The organism is Coprobacter secundus subsp. similis (assembly GCF_015097275.1).
Classification (GTDB): domain Bacteria; phylum Bacteroidota; class Bacteroidia; order Bacteroidales; family Coprobacteraceae; genus Coprobacter; species Coprobacter secundus.
In genome coordinates, this window is record NZ_AP023322.1 from 2,142,919 (window position 1) to 2,168,247 (window position 25,329).

The 25,329-nt window shown below is 37.2% G+C and carries 15 protein-coding genes and 1 pseudogene; 2 read left to right on the plus strand and 14 right to left on the minus strand.

Annotated features, from left to right (window positions below):
• Positions 1-95: 95 nt before the first annotated feature.
• Positions 96-1,667, plus strand: a complete 1,572-nt coding sequence (gadC, locus tag Cop2CBH44_RS08430; protein WP_055096947.1) for a glutamine/gamma-aminobutyrate antiporter GadC — start codon at positions 96-98, stop codon at positions 1,665-1,667.
• A gap of 358 nt (positions 1,668-2,025) precedes the next feature.
• Here the strand turns inward: gadC and Cop2CBH44_RS08435 are convergent, their stop codons facing one another.
• A complete protein-coding gene (locus Cop2CBH44_RS08435; protein ID WP_021929385.1) occupies positions 2,026-3,345 on the minus strand; it encodes a Gfo/Idh/MocA family protein in 1,320 nt (439 codons plus the stop codon).
• Positions 3,346-3,677: 332 nt separating this feature from the next.
• Between Cop2CBH44_RS08435 and Cop2CBH44_RS08440 the strand changes: the two genes are divergently transcribed.
• Complete coding sequence (locus tag Cop2CBH44_RS08440; protein ID WP_021929386.1) at positions 3,678-6,092, plus strand: glycoside hydrolase family 3 N-terminal domain-containing protein; 2,415 nt, start codon at positions 3,678-3,680, stop codon at positions 6,090-6,092.
• 151 nt (positions 6,093-6,243) lie between these two features.
• Here the strand turns inward: Cop2CBH44_RS08440 and Cop2CBH44_RS16540 are convergent.
• The 13 genes and pseudogenes from Cop2CBH44_RS16540 to Cop2CBH44_RS08510 form a co-directional block, all read right to left on the minus strand.
• Positions 6,244-7,098: pseudogene (locus tag Cop2CBH44_RS16540) on the minus strand (DUF4886 domain-containing protein).
• Positions 7,099-7,187: 89 nt separating this feature from the next.
• On the minus strand, positions 7,188-9,791 hold the full coding sequence (locus Cop2CBH44_RS08455) for an acetylxylan esterase (protein WP_200754645.1): 2,604 nt from the start codon (positions 9,789-9,791) through the stop codon (positions 7,188-7,190).
• A gap of 2 nt (positions 9,792-9,793) precedes the next feature.
• Positions 9,794-12,229, minus strand: coding sequence for a glycoside hydrolase family 94 protein (locus Cop2CBH44_RS08460; RefSeq protein ID WP_200754646.1), 2,436 nt, complete (start codon positions 12,227-12,229; stop codon positions 9,794-9,796).
• A 27-nt stretch (positions 12,230-12,256) separates the two neighbouring features.
• Positions 12,257-13,651, minus strand: coding sequence for an MFS transporter (locus tag Cop2CBH44_RS08465; RefSeq protein ID WP_055096951.1), 1,395 nt, complete (start codon positions 13,649-13,651; stop codon positions 12,257-12,259).
• Between the two features lie 19 nt (positions 13,652-13,670).
• Positions 13,671-14,840: a glycoside hydrolase family 130 protein gene (locus Cop2CBH44_RS08470; RefSeq protein ID WP_021929391.1), complete on the minus strand. Its 1,170-nt coding sequence runs from the start codon at positions 14,838-14,840 to the stop codon at positions 13,671-13,673.
• A 30-nt stretch (positions 14,841-14,870) separates the two neighbouring features.
• The gene (locus Cop2CBH44_RS08475) at positions 14,871-16,253 is read right to left on the minus strand and encodes an alpha-L-fucosidase (protein ID WP_055096954.1); all 1,383 of its coding nucleotides are present in this window, start codon (positions 16,251-16,253) and stop codon (positions 14,871-14,873) included.
• Between the two features lie 17 nt (positions 16,254-16,270).
• Positions 16,271-18,166: a heparinase II/III domain-containing protein gene (locus Cop2CBH44_RS08480; protein WP_200754647.1), complete on the minus strand. Its 1,896-nt coding sequence runs from the start codon at positions 18,164-18,166 to the stop codon at positions 16,271-16,273.
• A 7-nt stretch (positions 18,167-18,173) separates the two neighbouring features.
• Positions 18,174-19,388, minus strand: a complete 1,215-nt coding sequence (locus tag Cop2CBH44_RS08485; RefSeq protein WP_044225743.1) for a glycoside hydrolase family 88 protein — start codon at positions 19,386-19,388, stop codon at positions 18,174-18,176.
• 7 nt (positions 19,389-19,395) lie between these two features.
• Positions 19,396-20,448 (minus strand): glycoside hydrolase family 5 protein, encoded by a 1,053-nt coding sequence (locus Cop2CBH44_RS08490; RefSeq protein WP_021929204.1) that lies wholly within the window; start codon positions 20,446-20,448, stop codon positions 19,396-19,398.
• A 48-nt stretch (positions 20,449-20,496) separates the two neighbouring features.
• The gene (locus Cop2CBH44_RS08495; protein WP_021929205.1) at positions 20,497-21,873 is read right to left on the minus strand and encodes a BNR-4 repeat-containing protein; all 1,377 of its coding nucleotides are present in this window, start codon (positions 21,871-21,873) and stop codon (positions 20,497-20,499) included.
• A 130-nt stretch (positions 21,874-22,003) separates the two neighbouring features.
• The gene (locus Cop2CBH44_RS08500; RefSeq protein ID WP_021929206.1) at positions 22,004-22,984 is read right to left on the minus strand and encodes a DUF4466 family protein; all 981 of its coding nucleotides are present in this window, start codon (positions 22,982-22,984) and stop codon (positions 22,004-22,006) included.
• Between the two features lie 13 nt (positions 22,985-22,997).
• Positions 22,998-23,396, minus strand: coding sequence for an SGBP N-terminal domain-containing protein (locus tag Cop2CBH44_RS08505; RefSeq protein ID WP_021929207.1), 399 nt, complete (start codon positions 23,394-23,396; stop codon positions 22,998-23,000).
• 47 nt (positions 23,397-23,443) lie between these two features.
• A complete protein-coding gene (locus tag Cop2CBH44_RS08510; RefSeq protein ID WP_021929208.1) occupies positions 23,444-25,318 on the minus strand; it encodes a RagB/SusD family nutrient uptake outer membrane protein in 1,875 nt (624 codons plus the stop codon).
• Between the last annotated feature and the right edge of the window lie 11 nt (positions 25,319-25,329).

The following is a 25,329-nucleotide window of genomic DNA, read 5'->3' on the forward strand; positions in this document are numbered from 1 at the left end:
AAATGTTTTACACTATATTTTAAACCAACCCAGACAGTATTTGTTATAAACTCATATTTGAAACTTATGAAACAAACCATTAACAAAAATGCATTATGGCAAATATTGGAAAAACAGTAAAATTAGGAGTATTTACTCTCGCTATTATGAACGTAACGGCTGTCGTATCCTTACGAGGTCTACCTGCCGAAGCCGAATATGGATTAAGTTCTGCATTCTATTATCTGTTTGCAGCACTTGTATTTTTAATTCCCACAGCATTAGTCGCTGCCGAACTGGCAGCCATGTTTCAAGACAAACAAGGAGGAGTTTTTCGGTGGGTCGGTGAGGCATTCGGAAAGAAAGCCGGATTTTTAGCTATTTGGCTACAATGGATAGAAAGTACAATCTGGTATCCTACCGTCCTTACATTCGGAGCAGTCTCAATCGCATTTATTGGAATGGACCATTCTCAAGATATGATTTTAGCATCAAATAAATATTACACATTAGCGGTCGTCCTAATTATTTATTGGCTGGCCACCTTTATTTCGTTAAAAGGTCTGAGCTGGGTAGGGAAAGTCGCAAAAGTAGGAGGTATGATAGGCACTATTATTCCAGCAGGTTTACTAATCATATTGGCAATCGTATATTTGGCTATGGGAGGCCAATCACAAATGGACTTTTCCGGAAACTTTTTCCCTGACTTTACCAAATTCGACAACTTAGTATTGGCTTCAAGCATATTTTTATTTTATGCAGGTATGGAAATGGGAGGTATTCATGTAAAAGATATAGAAAATCCTGCTAAGAACTATCCTAAAGCAGTATTTATCGGTTCAGCTATTACTGTACTAATTTTTGTTTTAGGGACATTTTCTTTGGGGATTATTATTCCTCAAAAAGATATAAACCTGACTCAAAGCCTTCTCGAAGGTTTTGATAATTATTTCAACTTTATACGAATGTCCTGGCTATCTCCGATTATTGCGATTGCTTTAGCATTTGGTGTTTTGGCAGGAGTATTAACTTGGGTAGCCGGACCATCAAAAGGTATATTTGCCGTAGGCAAAGCGGGGTATCTACCTCCATATTTCCAAAAAACCAATAAAATAGGTGTTCAAAAAAATATTTTATATCTTCAGGGATTAGCCGTTACTCTATTAAGTTTACTCTTTGTTGTCATGCCTTCTGTACAAAGTTTCTATCAAATATTATCCCAATTGACGGTATTACTATACTTGATAATGTATATGCTCATGTTTTCTGCTGCCATTTATTTAAGATACAATATGAAGAAAGCAAATCGACCATTCCGTATCGGTAATAAAGGTAATGGATTGATGTGGTTTATTGCCGGATTAGGATTTTGTGGGTCTTTACTGGCATTTTCTTTAAGCTTTATTCCCCCCAGCCAAATTGCAACCGGAAATAGTACTGTATGGTTTTCAGTTTTAGTTATCGGCTGTATTATCGTTGTTGTTGCACCCTTCATTATCTATGCCTCTAAAAAACCTTCATGGTCAAGTGCGGATAGCCAGTTCGAACCTTTCCATTGGGAAGAAAATACTTCTGCAACTTCAACCGTCAATACTGACTCAACTAACAATACATCTCAGATGAGAAATAATGATACAAATAACTTAAACAATAAAACCAACCTAACTCCCGGGAATAATAAGCCTTAAAATACAAAATTAATTGATTCATATACAGGAGGGTTGTCAAATCTCAATTTTTGAAAATATGAACTTTCTATTTAAAATTTGAGCATTCTAAAAGACAAAAAAGGTCGTATCAATCTCTGCTTTGAGTAATGATACGACCTTTTTAGGTATCATAGTTACAATCTATAACTTTTCGAATTGGTCATTTTAGCTTTGACTCCCTCCCCTTGTCTTATTCCCACTCAAGATTCTTGGAATATAATATGTATAAAAGAACTTTATTACTTATATAAAGTTCTATGACCGAGTAGATTTTTCTATAAACATGAAAATTTGAATAGCTGTCTAAAGCAGAAAACCTTTACTTTTCTAAAAAGCCCTAATCTAACGTATATGGTTTGCGATAGTCATAATGGAGTCTCTTTGTAGCTTCAGCATCGTCTACAAATTTCTGAACAATAGGATTCCATTGCAAAGGTCTATCAAGCTCATAAGCAATATTCCCTAAAGTACATACCGTACAAGAACTATGCCCTACTTCCACAGGAACATTTGGGTCACGACGTGAACGAATACAATCAATGAAAATCTGGTAATGCGGTACATTGGTTTCATAAACAGCCTTTTCATCAACTTTCTTAGGCATGAACTCAGGAGAAGAAGCAAGAAATTCTCCACGACATACTTGAATCCAACCATTTTCGCCAATAATCTTAATTCCAAGTTTACCACCATCAAACTTTTGTTGAGTCATTTCAATACCATTATCATAACGGAAAGTAAGACAATCATAAGGACTCGCTGATGGTGGAAGAATTTCTACAGGACCAGAGCCGTCCTTACCAATAGCCCATTGACCGATATCAAACATATGTGCCCCCCAATCGGTGGTATAGCCTCCTCCCATTCCTTGATACCAACGCCACGCACCCCAACATTCATCACGGCCATCAGCATCAAGTAAAGGATTCAGTTCATGATTATAATACCATTTTGTATCCAAAGGGCCAAGCCACAAATCCCAGTCAAGTCCTTTAGGAACTTCTTGTCTTGGCAAGTTATAAGGTTTTGGCCCTTCTCCTACATGAGCTTTCATAAGTGATATTTTACCCAAAGCCCCTTCCCGTACAATATTGGCCGCATGAACAAATTCATCCATTGAACGCTGCATACTACCTACCTGTAAAATACGTGTATTCTCACGGACAGCCTTAACTAATTGTTGCCCTTCATAAATAGTAAATGTAAGCGGCTTTTCAAGATATACATCCTTACCTGCACGACAAGCTGCAATAGCCATAATCGCATGTTGATGATCGGGCGTCGCAATCACCACTGCATCAATATCTTTACGAGCGAGTAATTCCTCATAATGAATATACATGTCTAATTTGTTCTTAATACCTTGAGCAGCATAATATTTATTTACTCGGTTCTTAAAACGGTCTCGTTTAATATCATAAACATCACAACCGGCAACAATACGTACTTCGGGAATAGTAATAAATCCCGCCATTAAATGAATTGCCTGTTGTCCCAAACCAATAAAACCGATATTGATTTTATCATTAATTTCGGTCTTTTTAGATTTTGCTGAAGTTGGCACTGAAGCGGCAGACACCTGCCAAGGAGCAATTAAAGATGTTAACCCTAATGCAGATAGGCGCAAGAAATCTTTTCGATTCATTTTTGAACTCATGTCATTTATTAGATTTTAAGTTAAACATTAGATGTATTCGGAAATATCTATAAAGCTATATGATTTTTTTTAATAAACATAATAAAATAAATATGTTTCCATATAATGTGTAAAATTTATCATTATGAAGATAATACAACATATAGTTGAACAATCCTCAATAATTACTTTATAGATAAAAAAACGGGGAAACAAAACGTCTCTCAACTATTGAAAAAAATTCAAATAATAATTACATACTTTAACAGTATAACAATTATATCTTGTCCTGCATCTATTAAGAAATTCCTAACAAAAATGTTATTTTTGTATCAAATCACGACTATAATAACATGAAAAAAAAACATTTATTACAACTCATCGGGATAGGACTACTCACCCATTCCATGGTTCTTGCCAAAGAAAGAACGGATATCTACCACAAAGATTGGATAGATTTTAACAAAAACGGGAAAATGGATATTTATGAAGATACCAAACAGCCCATCGAAAAAAGAATCCAAGACCTACTTTCCCAAATGTCTGTCGATGAAAAGACCTGCCAATTAGCAACATTATATGGTTATAAAAGAGTATTGAACGATTCTCTACCGACCGATAACTGGAAAAACGAAATATGGAAAGACGGAATTGCAAATATTGATGAACAACTAAATGGTATTGGAAAAGGAGCACAAATAGCACCGCACCTCATATATCCTTTCAGTAATCATGCCAAAGCCATAAACAAAATCCAAAGATGGTTCATCGAAGAAACCCGCCTGGGTATTCCCGTCGATTTTTCGAACGAAGGTATACATGGTCTAAACCATACAAAAGCGACTCCCTTGCCAGCACCCATTGGGATAGGATGTACTTGGAATAGGAAGTTAATCTTACAAGCGGGTGAAATTGCCGGAAAAGAAGCTAAAGCTTTAGGTTACACAAATGTATATGCTCCTATACTGGATATTGCTCGTGATCCCCGCTGGGGCCGGGTATTGGAATGTTATGGAGAAGATCCCTATTTAGTCGGGACTTTAGGTACTCAAATGGTTAAAGGAATACAAAAACAGGGTGTAGCATCTACACTAAAGCATTTTGCCGTTTATAGTGTCCCTAAGGGCGGTCGTGACGGAAATGCAAGAACAGACCCCCACGTCAGCCCCCGAGAACTACATGAATTATATTTGTATCCTTTTAAAAAAGTCATTCAAGAGGCCCAACCGATGGGGGTAATGAGCAGTTATAATGATTGGAATGGAGAACCTGTATCAGCCAGTTATTATTTCCTAACCGAATTGCTCAGACAACAATTCGGATTCAAAGGATATGTTGTGAGCGACAGCGAAGCAGTTGAATTTGTGGCATCAAAGCACCATGTTGCCCCTGATTATGAAGATGCAGTACGGCAAGTAGCCGAAGCCGGATTAAATGTCAGGACCCACTTTACTCCTCCACATGATTACATTCTGCCCATGCGTAACCTAATTCAAAACGGACGTATTTCCATGAAAACTATCGATAATTTGGTTGCAGATGTATTGCGTGTAAAATTCGAATTAGGTCTGTTCGACTCACCATATGTGACAGACATTAAGGCTGCTGATAAAATCGTCGGTGCCGATAAAAATCAAGATTTTGTACTTGATATACAAAAACAATCCTTAGTATTACTTAAAAATGACAACAATCTATTACCATTAAATAAAAAAGAAATAAAAAATATTTTAATAACCGGCCCGTTGGCTAAAGAGACAAATTACATGATTAGCAGATACGGACCACAGGAGCTTAACAATATTACCGTCTATGACGGAATAAAAGACTATGTTGGAAATGATATAACCTTATCTTATGCTAAAGGTTGCGAAACAACTGATAAATACTGGCCAGAAAGTGAAATCATCCATTATCCGTTAAGTGATAAAGAAAAACAAGATATACAGGAAGCTGTCTCTCTGGCACAAAACAATGATATTATTATTGCCGTGCTCGGTGAGGATGAAGAATGTACCGGAGAAAGTAAATCCCGAACGGGACTTAATTTGCCAGGACGACAACAACAACTTCTTGAAGCACTTTACTCTACCGGGAAACCTATAGTGCTGGTACTTATCAATGGGCAACCATTAACTATAAACTGGGCAAACAAGTTTATACCATCTATTTTGGAAGCATGGTTTCCTAACCACTTAGGGGGTAAAGCAATAGCAGAAACCTTATTCGGAGACTATAATCCAGGAGGGAAATTATCAGTAACTTTTCCCAAAACAATAGGACAAATAGAATTGAATTTTCCATTCAAACCCGGTTCCCAAGCAGGACAACATCAGGAAGGGCCTAACGGCTACGGGAAAACCCGAGTAAACGGAGCTTTGTATCCTTTTGGTTATGGCTTAAGTTATACGACATTCAAATATGAAAACTTAAAAATAACCCCAACTTCGCAAAAAACTAAAGGAGATTTCAAAATAACAGCAGATATTACCAATACAGGCAAAAGAAGCGGAGATGAAATTGTCCAACTTTATATTCGCGATAAGGTAAGTAGTGTAATAACATATGATTCCCAACTACGTGGATTCGAAAGAGTCAACTTAAAACCCGGAGAAACAAAAAAGGTAGAATTCACTCTTCATCCCGAAGATTTAATGATATTAGATAAGAATATGAACTGGACAGTAGAGCCTGGGGAATTCGAATTTATGCTCGGAGCCTCATCTGAAGATATCAGGCTAAAACAAATTGTACAGGTTACTCCTTAAATATTATCTATATTTACTCTATAACTAATATCATAGATAATCTTCATCCCCAATATTTACCCCTGCCACACACATATTGTAATGTGACAGGGGTAAAATCATTAAAATTCAAACTGTATGTTAGACAGTGTTTTATAATATTACCAATGATTTACCATGATGTTACTCTATCAGGACATAGGACTGCATTATGTGCTGCCTGCTGAGCAATTCTTACTTGTTGTGTAGTAATATCAGAAGGTTTATAAGAATTTCCAACAGCTGCCTTTCCTGTAATCATTTCAAGCCAAGTACATGCTGCAGTATACTTTCCTAACGCGTTCAGATGATAACCATCAGAACCACAAAATATATCTCCGAGTGAAGAAGCTCTCCCGTTTTGGATAGCAGTTCCCGATGGTATAATAAATGTAATCTTATTAGGGTTCGAACTATCTTCATTGATTTCTTTTACCGTTCTATCCACAGTCTCAATAATAGCATTATACATGCACATCTGATTTGAATTATAATTTTTAAAACCAGAATGTTTTGTATCTTGAGCATAAGCCCAAGTCGCATGAAAGATATATTTAACTTTAATATTAATTACATTCTCAGCTACAAACTTCATCAATAAAGATAGATTCGTATAAGTTGCATAATTTCCTGAATCATAACTTCCCTGCTAAAAAGAAATATAATCCCATGCTTCATCTCGTATACATTCGAGCATGGACTTATTAGAGGTATTTACCTTTTTCCCATTCACAATTTTTCGATACTGATAAGCTGCTTCTTCACTTTGCGCACATTCCCAATGCCTATTGATAGTGCATCCGGGAATAAACATATTTCCAATAATCAATGTATCTCCATTTGCTTCAGCCAACTGATATAAATTTTGTTCTATGGCATTCTCCGAAAAGCTATTTCCAACAGCCAAAACTTTAATTACTGAGCCTTGTACTGAGAAGACTAAAGCGGATAATAATAGAATCGTTATAAAACACCGTGTCCTTTTCATAAACAAAAAATTATTTTACATTTATTACACTCAGCCTGATAACGGCATAAATGTAATAATTATTTTATTAAAAGTACATTTCTTAAAAATTATCTATAATATTGAATAAATGCGGCTAAAGGTATGCCCATTTTCGGATAACTTCGATATGGATGTGGCAACCCCTTCTGGATTCCATTTTCTCTATCATATCCACCATTTTCATCCACAACAATTCCTATATCTACCATATAATATCCATCATGTTCCCTATCATCAAATACATCTATAATATTTTTACGCAGACGCCACATCGCTGCATTCTGATAAGGAGTAAATACGCCAGAAACATTATCTATAGAACCACAAGTCGTGGTAGGAATAAGAATAACAAATTTTCCATCAGGAACTGCTTTGAGATATGAGTTTTTCATATCTTCAAGCATCGCATTCCATTCTGAAAAGTCTGCGTTAATATCATATCTAAAATCATTTAGTCCTAATAATTCAAATAAAAAACGAGGAGGTTTTATTTTCCACATTTTCAAATATTTTCCATAGTCAAAATTCCAGCTAAAATCTGTCTCTTTAACCGGAACCCATTTTCTACCATCATACTTCACAAAAGATTCAAGTTCATTATCATATTGCAAATCATTTTTCTTCGGAGAAGATAAGTAACCTGTCTTTTCGTCAAACCACCCAATATAATCATCGTATCTTCCACAATGATATACAGTCATAAAATCTATTGTTTTCCCTTTTGCAACTAAATAACTATTTTTCCAAAAACCTGTAGCTCCCCAATAATAATAATCACCATCTGGTTGCATAAAACCATGAAAAGATGTTTTATCCTTGGGTATTTTAAAATAGTCGGCCAATCTCCATCCTCCACGTCCTTCATCATATTGTCCTTCTTCTCCCTGAACTTTCCTCATTCCTATCAATCGAACTCCCGGCACATATTTTTTTGTAAAAAAAGCATCTCTAAAAAAAGCTCCATTTACATAACTGTCCCCTAAAATCTGAATAAAAATATCACCATCATATTTAGATTTATTACTTGTCAAAACTGAGGTCTCTACAGATTTTATAACCTCAAAATTTTCCCCTTCAATCAAATTCACAACTAATTTCCCATTATTTTGAGGTTTATCCACTACCACTCTATCGCCCAGTATTTGAGAAAAATGTATATTTCCACCAAACCTTACAAAATATTCATACGGAAACCATCTTTTGAGAAAAGGCTTAATAAAAATATCATTTTCCGTATCAGCAAGCATATATAACCGAGAAGGTATACAAATATCATTAGATAATGTCAACACATTATTTATCACAACATGGTTCCCATCATCCAAAGTAACTACTGACTTATCCGGAATACGGCCCAACACCTCTCTGAAAAAATGGGCACGCATAGGCCACCAGCTTTTATCAACACTATGCTTCTGATTTCGATAAACATAATATTTTTTCTCTGACGGAATCAAGTTATAACTTGCAAAATTTGTATGAGGAGGACATGTATTATCTTGTAAACCTATTCCCATAACGATAGGGCATTGTATCCGAGGTGCAAAGTTCTTAACATCAAAATAAGCCAACAACCCATAAATATCATCCCAAGTTTTATCCGGATTTTTCTTTAAATAATGCTCAAAAGAGGACTTTGGCCAAGGACATATCTTAAAATAATCCCGAAAATCAGTTAGAAAAGGAATATGTGGCGCTGCAACTTTTATACGCTTATCCAAGGCACAAGCAACTAAAGAAAAAGCTCCCCCCTGACTACCTCCTTCAACTGCTATTTTCTGATTATTGACTTCCGGTCTCGAACAAACAAAATCTATAGCCCGCACCAAATCCATATATGCTCCTCGATAGTAATAATCATATTTATCTTTCAAACCATAAGTAATCCAATCACCATAAATATTTTTTGTTTTTTGTATCCCCTGTCCCCGGACAGAAAGAACAAATTCACAAAAATCAGTCATGGCTGTTGCATCAGGGAAATAAGGTGATGCTCCATATCCCATGTATGCCACAATAACAGGATATTTCCCTGATTTTTTAGGAACACAATAATACCCTTCTATCTTTACATTTCCCCATGAATACATCTCTACATGATACATATTTTTTTTATCCGACGATTTATCTTCCATCAAAGTCATCTTATACCGAGGAATAACCCTTCCCAGTTCTTCCTTAGTCTTTTGCCAAAAAGTTTCAAAATCGGCAGGAGCATCAACTGGAGAGACTATACTTTCAGGGTTGAATCCAACATTGAAATGCAAGACATTACTCTTGATATCTTTCCCCTCTGCATATATAGTAAAGCGATAAAAACCAGCATGCAAAGGTGTATACTTAATCCCGTCAAACGACATCTCTTTATTTTTATATTTAATTTTATAAGAAAGAGAATCTACACTGTTATAGTCGTCTGTCGTTATTTTACATATTAAGGTAACATCTCGTTTCAGATTAGAAATACTTTTAATTCCAATTTTTAAATCAATATTTTGGGGTGACACAAATATCATATCTTCATCACTCGAATCGACAGTTAATATCAAAGAATCCAAATCACTTTTTATCATTGGAGAAGATACACCTGCAAAAAGATTTTCCGACACAAGATTGGTCGGAAAACATAATATATTCAACAGAATAAAAACTAAAATTCTAAATACTTTCATACCTACATTTCTACTTCTACATTTACAATTTTCTCCGTATGAATCAGTGGAAGAATATTTCCTGAAAGAGATTTACCATCTATTCTAATCTGTTTAACACCTTTCATCATTCCATTTCGATTACTTACTTTAATCTCATAAGTAGTTCCTCTAAAACGACGAATAACTGTAAAAGATTTCCAGTCAGAAGGTATACAAGGGTCAATCAACAATCCATCATATTGTGGCCGAATTCCCAAAATATATTGTGTAACAGCGAAATAATTCCAAGCCGCAGTACCCGTTAACCATGAATTTTTCGCTTCACCCGGGCAATATGCATCTTTACCGGCAATCATTTGTGCATATACATAGGGTTCAACTTTATGTAACTCACTTATTTTCTCTAAATAAGTCGGACATATTTTTTTATAATATTCCCATGCACGATCACCCCGCCCCAAAATAGTTTCGCCAATAATAATCCATGGATTATTATGACAGAATATTCCTGCATTTTCTTTGTATCCTTCCGGGTAACTCGATATTTCGCCTGACTCAATATGATATGTTGTATAAGCAGGATTATTCAAAACTATTCCATATTCACAATCCAACCTGTCTTTTACCGCATCCAATGCCTTCTGTACCAACCCCTCTTCAAGACCTATTCCGGCCATAGAACACCAACCGTTCGATTCTATAAATATTTTACCTTCTTCATTTTCATTGGAGCCGATTTTATTCCCCCAAAAATCATAAGCACGTAAAAACCACTCTCCATCCCAACCATACTTTTTTACAGCTTCTGTCATATCATTTACATGTTGCCGGGCGCGAACTGCTTCTTCTCTTTTGCCTAAATAATCACATAAATCGGCATATTCCTTTCCATACATAACAAATAGTCCAGCAATCATCAAGCTTTCGGCTTTACTTCCTTCAGTTTTATTTTCTGTCGTCTGAAAGCTTTCATCCGGATTATCAGAGAAACAATTCAAATTTAAACAATCATTCCAATCAGCCCGTCCAATCAACGGTAATCCATGAGGCCCTAAATTATTTATAACATGATTAAAAGATACTGTCAAATGATAAAAAAGAGATTTTTCAGAACCTCGTTCATTATCGAACGGAACCATTTCATCCAAAATCGAAAAATCCCCCGTTTCTTTTAAATAGTGTACTGTACCAAAAATAAGCCACATCGGGTCATCATTAAATCCCTGCCCTATTTCATTATTTCCTTTTTTTGTCAAAGGCTGGTATTGATGATAGCATCCTCCATCCGGAAATTGAGTAGAAGCAATATCGATAATACGTTCACGAGCCCTTTCCGGTATCTGATGCAAAAATCCAACCAAATCCTGATTCGAATCCCGGAATCCCATTCCCCGTCCGATTCCACTTTCAAAAAAAGATGCAGAACGTGAAAAGCAGAACGTAATCATGCACTGATATTGATTCCAGATATTAACCATCCGGTTCAGCTTATTCTCTTCCGATTTCAGGACATACACATTCAATAAATCATCCCAATATTTTTTCAAATCAAACCACGCCTTATCAACATCTTCAACTGACTGAAAACGTTTAATTGTATCTTTAGCCTTGGTCTTATTAATGATTTTCTTCTTCTCCCATTTTTCGTTTATATCATTTTCAACATATCCTAATACAAAAATCAAGTCTTTCGATTCTCCTGGCTGTAACTCTACTTCTATACAATGTGATGCTATAGGAGACCACCCATGAGCGACACTATTTCTCGCTTTACCCTGCAATACCACTTCCGGTTCATCAAATCCATTATATAATCCCAAAAATGATTCTCTATCCGTATCAAATCCATCGATTGGGACATTTACTGAATAATAAGCATAGTGATTACGACGTTCCCGATATTCTGTCTTATGATAAATAACAGAACCTTCGATTTCAACTTCTCCTATAGAAAGATTCCTTTGAAAATTTTCCATATCTGTTTGGGCATTCCAAAGGCACCATTCTACAAACGAAAAAAATTGTACTTTCTTCACTTTATCCGAAGTATTCTGTAAAGTCACTTTTTGAACTTCTGCCCAAGTCTCCAAAGGTATAAAATAAAGAGCCTCAACTTTCAACTTATTTTTTTCACCTTTTATAATGGTATAGTTCATCCCATGTCGGCACTCATAATCATCTAATTCTGTTTTACAAGGTTTCCACCCAGGATTCCAAACTGTTCCGGCATCATTTATATAAAAATACTTACCCCCGTTATCCATTGGAACCCCATTATAACGATAACGTGTAATACGACGAAATTTTGCATCCTTACAAAAAGAGTATCCTCCTGCTGTATTAGAAATCAAACTAAAAAAATCTTTTGTTCCCAAATAATTTATCCAAGGCCATGGCGTACGAGGATTAGTAATTACATATTCCCTACAATTATCATCAAAAAATCCGTATTTCATAATCTTTTACTATTATATTACCCATTATTATATTTCTTCTCTCTTATTCTTTAGGGCAATTCCTATTTCTGCCATCTTCTTCTCACTTAATGGATAAACAAGCATAAATAAGACGCCCAGGAAAGTACCTATAGCCGGGAAAAAACTAAGCATCATACGTATGCCATTTTGAGCAAACTCTGTCTGAACCACATTTGCTTGAAATCCATAATATCCCAACAACCAACCAGTAAGTGCACCACCAATGGTCCATCCAAATTTTTGAGACATAGAGGATGCCGAAAATACTAATCCAGTAGCCCGCCGTTTGGTCTTCCATTCAGAATAATCAGAAGCATCGGCATACATTGACCAGATAAGAGGTAATGTAATTCCAGCACATAGACTTATAAAGAATTGTAATACAAAGATGAGGGAAACATTACTCCTATCGATATAATAAAACCAGATATTTAACAATGTAGCAATTACCATTGCAGTAAGAAATGTTCCTTTTTTCCCCATACGATTAGAAACCGGAATAGTCAATAAAACTCCAACAATATTCGCAGCTTGCCCTAACACAAAATACATACTACTTAGTGAGATAGTCATATTGAATGAATTTAACTGAAAAGCATCCTGCACAGTCACATAATATTTAAAATAATATATAGCCGCACCATCACGTATCGAATTAAAAAAGATAACAGATATACCTGCACCTAATAGAATAAACCATGGTCGATTTCCCCATAAATCCCGAATATCATCTTTTAACGAAGTTTTTTCTACAACAGGTTTTATTCTTTCTTTTGTCCATATAAAACATAGATAAAAAAAGATGACTGCAACAATGGCAAAGACTACTGCCGCATATTGCCATCCTGCAGCCAAATCTATTCCATTGCCTTTTATTTTGCTAAAAACATCTACTAAAGGCTCTGCTGCACCTAAAACCAACAAACTTCCAGCAAAAGCAAATGTCATACGATAAGTCGCCAACGATGTACGGTCTTTCCCATCTGATGTCATTACCCCCAATAATGACGCATAAGGAACATTTATCAACGAATAAACCATCATCATAAGCGAATATGTTATATATGCATATACTATCTTTCCATTTTCACTCAACCCCGGAGTAGAAAACATAAGTATGCCCAAAATACCAAATGGCACCATCATCCAAAGCAAATATGGACGAAATTTACCCCAACGAGTTTGAGTGCGGTCGGCCAATATTCCCACAAAAGGGTCAAAAATAGCATCCCAAATACGGGTTATCAAAAACATTGTACCCACTACTACAGCCGAAATACCAAATACATCGGTATAAAAAAACATCAGGTACATTGTAAACAATTTCCAAAACATCGATGCTGCTGCATCACCAAATCCATATCCGATTTTCTCTTTTAATGAAATTTTATATGTATTCATCATTCTATCATTCATTTAGTTATAAATACCGTCTATTACATGCTATCAGTTCCTTTATATTTTTTACTGATATAGCAGACCGATAACCGTCGGCAGGAGTATTAAAGCAATAATCTAATAACCGATTAACATCAGAAGTTGCTACATGTAATCGCGTATCTGACGATGCATAATAAATATACACTTTACCATCGTCATCGACTATCCAACCATTCGAAAATAAAACATTCGCCACATCTCCCACATATTCCATTCCTTGAGGAGACATAAAATATCCGGCAGGCTCAGCAATGACTTTTGCAGGATCTTCAAGGGCAGTAACATATAAGTATAATACATAACGTAATCCAGATGCGCAACCTCTTACTCCATGTGCTAAATGCAACCATCCTTTAGATGTACGTATCGGATGAGGTCCTTCTCCATTCTTTAATTCTTTTATCGTATGATAATACCGGTAATTAATAATCTTTTCATCTTCAATCACTGCATTTGTAATATCCTCAATAAGTGCCCAACCTATTCCACCACCTTTTCCTGCATCAATAAATCCATCTTGAGGACGGGTATATAAAGCATATTTTCCATTTACAAATTCAGGATGCAAAACAACATTACGTTGTTGACTTCTTGAAACTAAATCAGGTAGTCTTTCCCAGCTCTTTAAATCTTTTGTACGAACTATGCCTGCCGTTGCAACAGCTGAAGATAAATCTCCCTGTGGAGCAGACGGGTCTTTCCGTTCACTACAAAATATTCCATAAATCCAGCCATCTTCATGCAAAGTCAAACGCATATCATATACATTTACATCTGGATATTCGGTTTCAGGAATTGTTATAGGTTCGTCCCAAAAACGAAAATTATCTATACCATTCGGACTTTCTGCTATAGCAAAAAACGATTTTCTATCATTACCCTCAATCCTTACAACCACTATGTATTTCCCTTTCCATTTTATTGCACCGGCATTAAATGTTGCATTTACTCCTATGCGCTCCATCATATAAGGATTCGTTTCGGTGTTCAAATCATATCGCCAATACAATGGTACATGAGCAGGTGTCAATACCGGATTTTTATATCGTTCGTAAATTCCATTGCTTGGTAGTATTTCTTCATTTACACAACATAACAACTTTTCCTGTTCTTGTTTGAGCATCTCAAAATTCTTAATATACTTATTCATCGCTTTACTGAATTTTATTATTGGGGAAATTTATTTTTCTAAAAAAGCATTTTCTAATTTATATACCCAAGCATAAGAACAAGGAACCGAATGCATATCCAATTTAGGTGGAACAATAGTGAGAGTGTTGTTCTTATAAGAAAATTTGATTTTCTCATCTGTTCCCAGCATCGTCACTTTCTTTACTTTTCCCACTCCCTTTATAGAAAAAGGTCTGTCATCCCACTTATCAACAAATACATACAAATCTTTTCCTTTACAAGTAAAACGTATCCCAGAATTTTCATTTTCTAAGTTTTCATCCCATTTTCTTGTATCATAGATTGCTTCACCATTTACCCGAAGCCATGCCCCAATTTCAGCAAGACGTTGTTGCATAATGACCGGGATACGGCCATCTGCCGTAGGACCAACATTCAATAGTAAGTTCCCTCCTCGAGAAACCTTGTCAATCAATATATGTATCAATTCCTCAGCAGAAGAATAATCTTCCAAATTTTCATTCCGATTATATCCAAAAGAACCTGCTATCCCTCTACACTCTTCCCATGGATGTGTAAATACAGCATCTTTAGAATTATTATCATGAATAAGATCGTACTCTGTAGTATAGAAACTACCATGTCGACTTCGGGTTTCCTCCCCCCAACGATCATTCACAACCACAGTACTCGATACCGGAGACTCATTATATAACCAGGCTAAAAAATCTTCACTTTTCCAAGTGCTGCTGGGATGCTCCCACTCCCCATCAGCCCAAACTACATCAGGTTTATACCGTACAACGAGATCTTTCAACTGAGGTAGCATATGTTCTTCCACATACTGATTTACATTATTCTTATATAAAGGATGATGCCATTCATATAAAGAATAATAAAAGCCCATACGCATTCCTTTTTGCCGAACAGCATTGGCCAAATCCCCACAAATGTCTCTATGAGGGCCTATATCTACACTGTTCCAATTCACACTTTGCGCACTGGGCCATAGTGCAAAGCCTTCATGATGTTTTGATGTCAATACTACATATTTAGCTCCCGAATTACTGAATATTTCTGCCCACTGTTCCGGATTGAACATTTCGGCTTTGAAATTCCCGGCAAAATCTTGGTAGCGAAAGTCTTTTCCATACATTTTCTCATGATGAACTCGAAATAATTCACCATCTTTATCCTCCGGATTCAAACGGTGCCAATACCACTCTGCATATTTCGAATATACATCACCAGTGTTAGGAGCCCAAGCCGGAACAGAATAAAGTCCCCAATGAACAAAAATACCAAACTTGGCATTCTGAAACCACTCCGGTATCGGCCGCTTGTCGAGTGAATTCCAATCAGCTTTATAATTTTCCGCTATAAGTACGCTTATATTCATCCAAAAAATAAATAACAATATTGTTTTCCTCATTTCAATATTTTTTATAATTAGTTATCGGTTATATTTTCAGTCCATTGTGATAACGGCATATTTTTTCCTGAATCATAGGTACTCCCCTCGGGCAATAGATATACGGTAAAGTGTCCGGTTGCTCCGGCCGGAACTTCACTCTCAAAGCCTACTTTGATTGTGCCTGCATTGGAGGCGTCATAGGCATTTGGGGAACGGGTGTCCCATGTCTGTAACCGTACAGGATATTTGCCGACGACTTTCAGGGTGAGTTTCTTCCCGGATTGTTCCAGTTCTATCCGGTCTTTTTTTATCTTTTTTACTTTGGCGGGCGTCAGCATCGTCCATCTTATGGTGGAGGGTGTATCTGCAGGTGCCGAGATTTCGTCGCGAACCATGACATATTTTTTATCTACCAGGGCAATGCCTCTTCTGCAGGAGGATACGGTGGTTGCGTAAACGGATGACAAATCACATACGGCACTCATAAATGTTGTGTCATGGGTGGTGTGCTCTATCGGGGCATAGCCCGATACTTGCTGTAACTCATTGTTGATGGTCAGGGTATTATGGGAGTAATTGTTGTATCGGTAGACTTGCCAGCGTTCTGAATCTTGGGTATTGGACCAGATTTTCATTTTTTTGGATTCCAATGATTCGTAATCTTGTTTGCCCAAATCCATGGCCCAGCGGACCCCGCCTGCATCCATGACAAAGCTGCCGATATCCATATGGGCATGGTTGCTTGACGGGCTGCCGCCTTTGATGGCCACGTATATGGCTTCGGGAGAAGTCCAGCTCGTTCGCATCATGGAAACGGGGGTTCTTCCACCCCCTGTCCACATCAAACTTTGTGGGGGGGTGAGCTTTTCTATGTTTATGTCTCCTCCCCATAACAGTACCAAAGGCAAGAATCGGTTGGCCGTATTGTTTGCCCGGTTTGTTTCTGATAAATAGTTTTTCTCTACCCATAGTAATGACGGGGCATTTCCTTTTTGAGCGAACCAATACATAGCGGGGGAGAGATTTGGGGAAGATTCACAGTCGGAATAGTTAAAGCTCTGGCCTGTGGGGCCTGTCATGTGTTCATAATAGCTGGCTGTTTGCATGAAATTCCGTCCCAAGCTTCCGGTGATGTCTTCTCCCAATATCTTATTTAATGCTGCAAGCAGCAATACGTTGTAGGTCGTCCCATATTCCCAATAGGAGTATCCTTCGGGATAGGCTCCGTCGGGTTCGTATTCTTTCATGGCGAGGGGCAAGGAGCGTAACGCCCGGAGAATGATGTTTTTATTCCATTCTTTGTCTTCTTCATAGGTGGCCAAGGCTCCGAAGGTCATACCGGCGTTGCATACCTGGTTCCAATTGTTTTCCGTTTTCAGAAACCAGTTGTACGATTCATCGAATGAGGGCCGCAGACCTTTGTCACGAATGGCTGCCCGTATGATTTTTTTGGAGTCTTCCGGTAATTCCTTGTACAGCCAGTCGTAACCGATGGAGACTCCCAGGGTCATTTCGGCCACGTCCAGAAAATGGGACGGGTTCCAGTCTGTAAAACGACAAACTGCTATCAGTTCTTTTTCTGCGCGTTGCAGATATTTCTCTTCTCCTGTCATCCGGTAGGAGTAGGATAAAAAGAAGATGCGGCGAAGGGATTCCCGGGAGACACCCAACAACCTCATCCCTATCTTTTTCCTTTCTAACGGGGGACGTGTCAACAAATCTTCTCCGGCTGATATAATGGACTCATGGATTTGACGCCATGTTGCAGACTTGTTTATCTTTTCCATCAACGCTTTTTCTTCTCCTTGTTGCATAAGTAGCCGCGGATGAGAAGGCAGTGTATCCATATTAAACTGTATGATAGACTGACTGAAGGCTGTATATACAAACAGGAAAAGAAACATCATCGATATCTTTATCTTCTTTTTCATATGCAAATCAATTCTGGCCTTGGTACCCTTTTATATAATTTTTATATCGTAGAAGAGCCTCTACATAATAATAATCACCATAACTTAATGGAGCGTCAACCTCAGAACCAGCAGGCATATTTCCAACACCATGCTTTAATATAAAATGACCATTAGTACCAAACTCTGCCGTATACGTATCTGATGATAATACTTGTAATTGTTTTTTAGCAACAGATAGATATTCTTCTGCAAGTTCCCTGTCAGAATATGTACATAATTCTAATAAAGCTGAAGCAATGACTGCTGCCGTCGAACTATCCCGAAATTCATCCGGGATGTTTGGAGAATCAAAATCCCAATACGGTATTTTATCTTCCGGTAAACGAGGATGATCCAAAATAAATCGAGCTATTTGATGTGCTTTTTGCAAATATTTAGAATCAAGGGTCTCACGATACATCATTACATAACCGTAAAGTCCCCACGCTTGCCCTCGAGACCAAGCACTATCATCACTATATCCTTGATTTGTTCCTTTAAATGCAACATCTCCAGTTTCAGGGAAATAATCCACCACATGATAAGAACTATTATCTTCTCTAAAATGATTTACCATTGTCTTATCTGCATGACTAATGGCAATGTCTTTAAATATTTTCTTTCCCGTCTCTTTATACGCCCACATAAGCATTTCAAGATTCATCATATTGTCAATGATTACCGGAAAATGTAATTCGCCCCAAGGTTCCCAAGATTGGATACAACCTACTTTGGAATTAAATCTTTTAGTCAAAGCAGTGGAAGCATTTATCAATACACTGCGACACGAATCTTCGCCTGTCAGCCGATACGCATTTCCATAACTACAATACATCATAAAACCGAGGTCATGTGTAGATTCATTATATTGTTCTTCATGCAATCGTCCTGTATATTTTTCAGCAAACTTACGAATCTCCGGATCATGTTTATCTTCATACAGAAGCCATAATGTCCCCGGAAAAAAACCACTACACCACCAATCAGAACCAGAGGTAATCAAAGAATCAGTTTCGTCAATTGAACGAGGTAACTGACCTCTTAAATTATCTATTTTTCTTGCCATCATTAAGGACTGTTTCCTTGCTTTATCTAAGGACTCTTCTACCCATTCATCTTCTTTCACTACATGGTGACAACCTGCAATAAATAGAAAAAATAAACACACAGACAACATTTGTACTACAATTCTGCCCACCATACCTATATTATTTTATAAAAACTTGTTCTGATAAATCCGATTCTGTATAAAGATATTTTCCTACAATTTTCATTTGAGGCCTATCCTTTCCCCTATCAGGAGTTATCCTTAATTTATATTTTCCCCACCAAGGACCTCCTGCCCAATACGTAGCGTTGATACCTTCATCCTGAATATAAGAAAGAAAATTATCTAATGTTACCAACCATCGCTCATCATTATCCGGGACACCATATTCTCCAATAAGTCCTCTGAAGTTATTTTCCTTAAGCCATTTCACAAACGGTTTTACCCGCTCGACACCTTTAAAAGGTGATGCCTCTTCTTCATCATATGTCCCCCTGTAACTTCCTGATGCATCTTTATCAAAATATACATGAGCCTCAAACATCAGATTATCTGCCGGATCAAAAAGGTACTTCAACGTATCACTCATATAAGGCCAGCGCTCTGCCGAGCTCCAGTCATTACCACCTACAATAATCGTATTTTTCATATCTACTTCGCGAATAGCTATAATAGATGTCTGAACCATTTCGAACCAAGTTAATGAATCGCTTAAATCATGAGGTTCATTCATTATGCCATGTCCATAAATATTGGTATACCCACTCATCTCTCTAACCAATCGTTTCCAAAAATCCGCAAGATGTTCGGCTGTTAACCCATTCGTACCGATAACAATACTCTTTCCATCCATCTTCCGACGTGCATAATTATGCAAATCAAGAATAACTTTCATATTTCTTTCTTCAGCTGCCGATACAAATTCTTTCAAACGAGATAATTCCACCACGTCCAGTGGTCCAAACAACTGAGGCTGCAAACGCTCCCACTTAAAAGGCAAACGTACGAGAGTCAGACCTTTCTTTTTAAAATAATCCAATTCCTCAATCCCAGGATACCGATAATGTTTTCCATACACGCCCGGCATATTTCCTTCTGCAAACTCTGCACATGCCAAATTTATTCCATAAGGTTGTTCTCCTTTATTAGACGCAGAATACGATACAAAAGGAACAAATATCAACAACAATAAAAGAAACTTCGATCTGATCATCTTAAAACCTATAATTATTATATTTTATCTTAACTACTAAAAAATAAATCACTTAATTTGCACTGGAGTTGCAAACTCCGTATCCATATCATAAGGCAATAACCACACCTTATTACCCTTTCTATTTGTAAAGTATAATTTCGATTCTGACATACGGTCAGCATCTCCATCTGCCCAAAAAGCATAAAAATCATCATGAGCATTTACCGGTCTACGCGCATAGGAATGATTGAATAAACTATTCTTTGTTACATTACGCACTTTAATCCAACTCTTACCTTCATCTTTACTTCTCCAAAGTACCATCTCTCCTCCAGTACCCCATTTTTGGGGACCAGCCTCCGTAGGCCCTACAATAACCCATTCTTTCCCTCTCACATAAATAGACCCCATATCGTAGTTATGTGTCGACTCACAGACTTTATGCCTTTCCCACTGCTTCCCGGTCCAATGAAAAACAACCCACTCTCGGGGATTGCCCTGAGGTCCCGGTTGAAAATGTCTACTTACAACAGCTAAAATTATCGGATTACCAAACCTATCAAAGTTCATATCATTCAAGTAAAGCAACTTACCCTCATTCTTACCATCATATACTAAAGCAGGATTTACCGGTTCAGTAAGAGGTACTCGAATATTTTCTCCTGTAACAGTCTGCCAATTTTCTCCCATGTCCATCGTCTGTACTACATATAAATTTGTACGTGTATCAGCTGAACCTTCTGGATGATAATTAAATGCTGTTACAATTTTATTCCCCACTATGTTACTAATCTGGTAATGCCCTTCTATCCCTGCCAATTTTTGATCAGGATACCATTTTTTACCATCAAAACTGGTTGACCAATATAACTCTCGCCCACGATTCTTTCCCGTATATTTTGTAAACAAATGCATAAAACCCTCACCCTCAACATACCAAGGCTGCGGATAGGTAAAAACCGCTTCATACATTTTCTCAAAACTATCAATTGAATAAGGTTCCCTACTTTTATATACAGTCCCTAAGCGGCTAACATTTCTTCCACTGACAAATACCCAAATGTAGCCATCTTTATCAATCGATATAGAGCCATTATCATGCGGATCATCTACACCATTTTTATCGCAAACAACGACAGGTCTTGGCACCACCTTTTTCTTATGGTCATAATATGAAGCCATTACCAATAAATGCCTTTCATCTTTTTGAGTCGTACCCCCATATACGAAAAAAGTCTTTTCCACTTCTGGTGCATATATGGCTACCGGTACATGGTCGGCCGTATAAGTTCCCAACCCTCCAGAATACTTATATCCGTATTCTGAACTTTGCCCTATTGTATACCAGATTCCTTTATAACCATCCATCCGACAATTTTGGCCTACCATATCAATAGACAGACACAACAACCCCACTGAAAAAAAGAAAAAATATTTTAACATAAAATTTATATAATGGAATTATAAATACGATAATAATAAGAATATAAGAGCTGGTTTCCAGAAAAACAGGTAAAACCTGTTTTTCTGGAGTAACAATATAAATAACAATAAATCAAATAATTATAAGATATTACCGCACTTTCAACCTCTTCATACTAACCGTCATACCAGCTCTTGTCTCAGGTGCAGAGTTAATATAAATATATGCTTTATATCTACCATCTGCCGTCTCGGCCCATATTCCCCCAGTCTCAACCATATTTATAACAAAAATAGGAGAGTTAGATACATCTATTTGCTGCAAATCCACATCATCCACAAACACTCCAAACTCATTTCTTGCCAGCTGTTGATCTGCTGAGGCATATACTCTCATCATTTTTGTAGAGTTTGTAAAACTTTCCGGAACAGTTACTCCCGGGAGGTAATCTTTATCTGCAGTAGGAGATACAAAAGCATGCAAAAATTTTACACCTCGCATTTGCCTAAACAGATATATAAAATCTATCTTTTCAGGATGCTGAGCAGCCTCAGCCGGTGTATAAGTCCTCATATCTTCAATCGAAAAGTAGGTATTATTCTTCAATTCGATATCCAATTTCATATCCATATTCGATATTTTATACGGACCCATTTTATAGTTTACGGCCTGACCATTACTACTCTCGGCAGAAAAAGTAAATGAAACTTCTCTTCCTCTTGCCTCTTCCGGAATTATATAATAATAACGAAGTGTAGAAGCACAAGTATCTACCGTAAAATGTACCTCAGTCACACCTCCATTAGTCTCAGACGGAGACCCAATCTCTACCCCGACATCAGTACCAACATCATCTGTATGATATGAACGATGTTCCATGTATGTTCCTTCAGCACCAGAAATAGAAGCTTGTACTCTAGCTGAAACCAATCTTCCTTTCTCTCTCGGAAGAGCCATAGCGTATGCAAATTCAATCTGTCCTCCAACAACATTCGGACCTAAAGACCTCTTGATACAATCATTGGTCAGCTTAGTTACTCCATCCGGTACCTCATATTCATCACTACAGGAAACAAACAGAAAAGAAGCCAAACATATGACAGATAATATACTAAAATTTTTAAAATACATAATTACTACTATTTTATGGTTGTTGAACGGTAATCAAAACAGTATATGTTTTACGAACCTTTCGGTTACCTGAAATCACCGTATACTGTTTTGGATGTTCTAAATCTGAAAAATCTACTTTCCCCACAATTTTAGGATCGAGCTTAGCATCCGTTGCTAAAGAGAATTGAGGATAAATATTTCTTAAATCCGTACCAAATTGCACTTCCGCACTAATCGTAAGTTTTTCTTCATCAATTACGACTAATTTTTCTGTCAACACAGAACGTTGGTCTGCTCCTAACAACTCAAGGTTACTAATATAACAATCCTCTCGGTCGGTTATTAATAAGCCATCTTCATCGATGGGAAATTTAGTACATCCCACTACTATCAAAAATATAGTCAGTATGGTAAAAAGATATTTTTTCATCTTATTGATATATTATTTTTATGAACTCAATACAATATAGAATCAACTTATAACCAAGGCGTATTCTGTGTAAGATTTGGGTTCCGATCTCTTTCAGACTGTGGAATTTTGAATATATAAGCCTGCCTCAAAGCCAATGCCGACAAACCAAAAAACCAACCTTGCCGTTGAGCACCATGAGAATCATAATTATATACAGCCGGTCCTCCTACATAAATACCCCAAGCACGTTCTATTGCACGCCATCTACGCAAATCAAACGAACGCTGACCCTCTGCAACTAACTCAACAATGCGTTCCTGCTCAATAGCAGAAAAGAAAGCGTCATAATTAGCTGTTTTATCTGCAGTTAACGGAGGGAGATTTCCTCTATGACGAACACGATTTACAAGGTCAATAGCATATGGTTGAGGACCATTTACCTCATTATCGGCTTCTGCGTACATCAAAAATACATCAGCTAACCGTATTACCGGCCAATTCATATCACCTTCATCTCGGCCGGCTCCACCATAATTCCGTATAAATTTTCGGAACACATAACCGTCTACCGAACGGTCTGTACGATAAGTCGTATACTCTTTTCCATCAATCTCAACTTTACCACCCCAATTTTTAAATATGAAGGGTACATATCCAGTCTCCTTTTGGCTACTAAGACTCATAATCATCTCATAATCCCACAACATTGTAGCTTTCATTCGATAATCCCGATTAGCATAACTTTCCGGATTAAGTGCTGAATTTTCAGCAGTCCGAGCATTCGGGTCCGAAGGATTCATACCGACCACTTCTGGTAAGAAATCTCCCGTTTTAGTAGACTGATAACGATTTACCAATCGCATAGCCGGAGTTAAACAACATTGAGAATTTTCTTGGCTTCTTCCTCCAAAATCACGCATATAAGGATCTCCCTGAGCACTGCCGACTCCTCCATGCGTAAAATAGAATATCATTTCACCTCCATCATTAGCATTTCCGGTAGAAGGAATAAACATATAATAATAATTGGGTAAAACTTCAGCATTTCCCATCGTCCCCCAATCTCCAGGTTCTCCATTACGGAACAAATTCAATCCATAATCTTCTATCACATGCTTAAAATCTTCAGCAGCTGCACTGAAAGCCTTTTTGGCTTCTTCAGGATCGGGAGTAAACGTACTGAGTTCAGGCCAGCCATATTTATTCCAAGAAGCCCAATATAATTGAAGTTTTCCCCTAAAAGCCAAAGCCGCAGGTTTTGCCGCACGTCCAGATATTTCACTTCTATCCGGAAGCTTATTAAACGCATAGGTAAAATCACTCATAATTTTTTCCTTAATTTGAGCAATAGGCATACGCGAAAGGTTTACGACCTCCGAATTATCATATACGATATGCTCAATATAGGGCACATCTCCCCACATCGATATCAACCGAAAATAAATCATGCCACGTAACAGCTTAGCCTCTCCAATAATTGTTTCCAAATTTTTTTTCGACTCGGAAGTTGCATTTGGCAACATTCGTTCTACGTTATCTATCACATAATTAACTCGATGGATACCCCCATAACAATATTTGAAATAATTATCAAAACGACTTCCGAAATTCCACATTGGGTCTGGGAAATACAACCCTTTGTAATAGGCTGCACCTCCACGTGTTATATTCGTTTCAGAACAACTCAAAATCCCAGAACCATCATATATTCGCACATAGTCACCTTGACCATCAAAATAATAATCTCGATGAAATAGTCCCCGAACGTGTGAATACGCTCCCATTAACGCAGTAGTAGCGTCTTCTTCGGTTTTCCAAAATTCTACACCAGGCATCTCTGTCGTCGAAAGCTGATCTAATAAATCATCATGACACGAAACCGACACAAAAAGTGCCCCCAGTAAAAAAATACTTATTAATTTACTCTTTATATTATTCATAATAATACTCC

Excerpts from the sequence above, each read along its gene's own strand:
- gadC (WP_055096947.1), top strand. The coding sequence starts at position 96 with ATGGCAAATATTGGAAAAACAGTAAAATTAGGAGTATTTACTCTCGCT.
- Cop2CBH44_RS08435 (WP_021929385.1), bottom strand. The coding sequence starts at position 3,345 with ATGAGTTCAAAAATGAATCGAAAAGATTTCTTGCGCCTATCTGCATTA.
- Cop2CBH44_RS08440 (WP_021929386.1), top strand. The coding sequence starts at position 3,678 with ATGAAAAAAAAACATTTATTACAACTCATCGGGATAGGACTACTCACC.
- Cop2CBH44_RS08455 (WP_200754645.1), bottom strand. The coding sequence starts at position 9,791 with ATGAAAGTATTTAGAATTTTAGTTTTTATTCTGTTGAATATATTATGT.
- Cop2CBH44_RS08460 (WP_200754646.1), bottom strand. The coding sequence starts at position 12,229 with ATGAAATACGGATTTTTTGATGATAATTGTAGGGAATATGTAATTACT.
- Cop2CBH44_RS08465 (WP_055096951.1), bottom strand. The coding sequence starts at position 13,651 with ATGAATACATATAAAATTTCATTAAAAGAGAAAATCGGATATGGATTT.
- Cop2CBH44_RS08470 (WP_021929391.1), bottom strand. The coding sequence starts at position 14,840 with ATGAATAAGTATATTAAGAATTTTGAGATGCTCAAACAAGAACAGGAA.
- Cop2CBH44_RS08475 (WP_055096954.1), bottom strand. The coding sequence starts at position 16,253 with ATGAGGAAAACAATATTGTTATTTATTTTTTGGATGAATATAAGCGTA.
- Cop2CBH44_RS08480 (WP_200754647.1), bottom strand. The coding sequence starts at position 18,166 with ATGAAAAAGAAGATAAAGATATCGATGATGTTTCTTTTCCTGTTTGTA.
- Cop2CBH44_RS08485 (WP_044225743.1), bottom strand. The coding sequence starts at position 19,388 with ATGGTGGGCAGAATTGTAGTACAAATGTTGTCTGTGTGTTTATTTTTT.
- Cop2CBH44_RS08490 (WP_021929204.1), bottom strand. The coding sequence starts at position 20,448 with ATGATCAGATCGAAGTTTCTTTTATTGTTGTTGATATTTGTTCCTTTT.
- Cop2CBH44_RS08495 (WP_021929205.1), bottom strand. The coding sequence starts at position 21,873 with ATGTTAAAATATTTTTTCTTTTTTTCAGTGGGGTTGTTGTGTCTGTCT.
- Cop2CBH44_RS08500 (WP_021929206.1), bottom strand. The coding sequence starts at position 22,984 with ATGTATTTTAAAAATTTTAGTATATTATCTGTCATATGTTTGGCTTCT.
- Cop2CBH44_RS08505 (WP_021929207.1), bottom strand. The coding sequence starts at position 23,396 with ATGAAAAAATATCTTTTTACCATACTGACTATATTTTTGATAGTAGTG.
- Cop2CBH44_RS08510 (WP_021929208.1), bottom strand. The coding sequence starts at position 25,318 with ATGAATAATATAAAGAGTAAATTAATAAGTATTTTTTTACTGGGGGCA.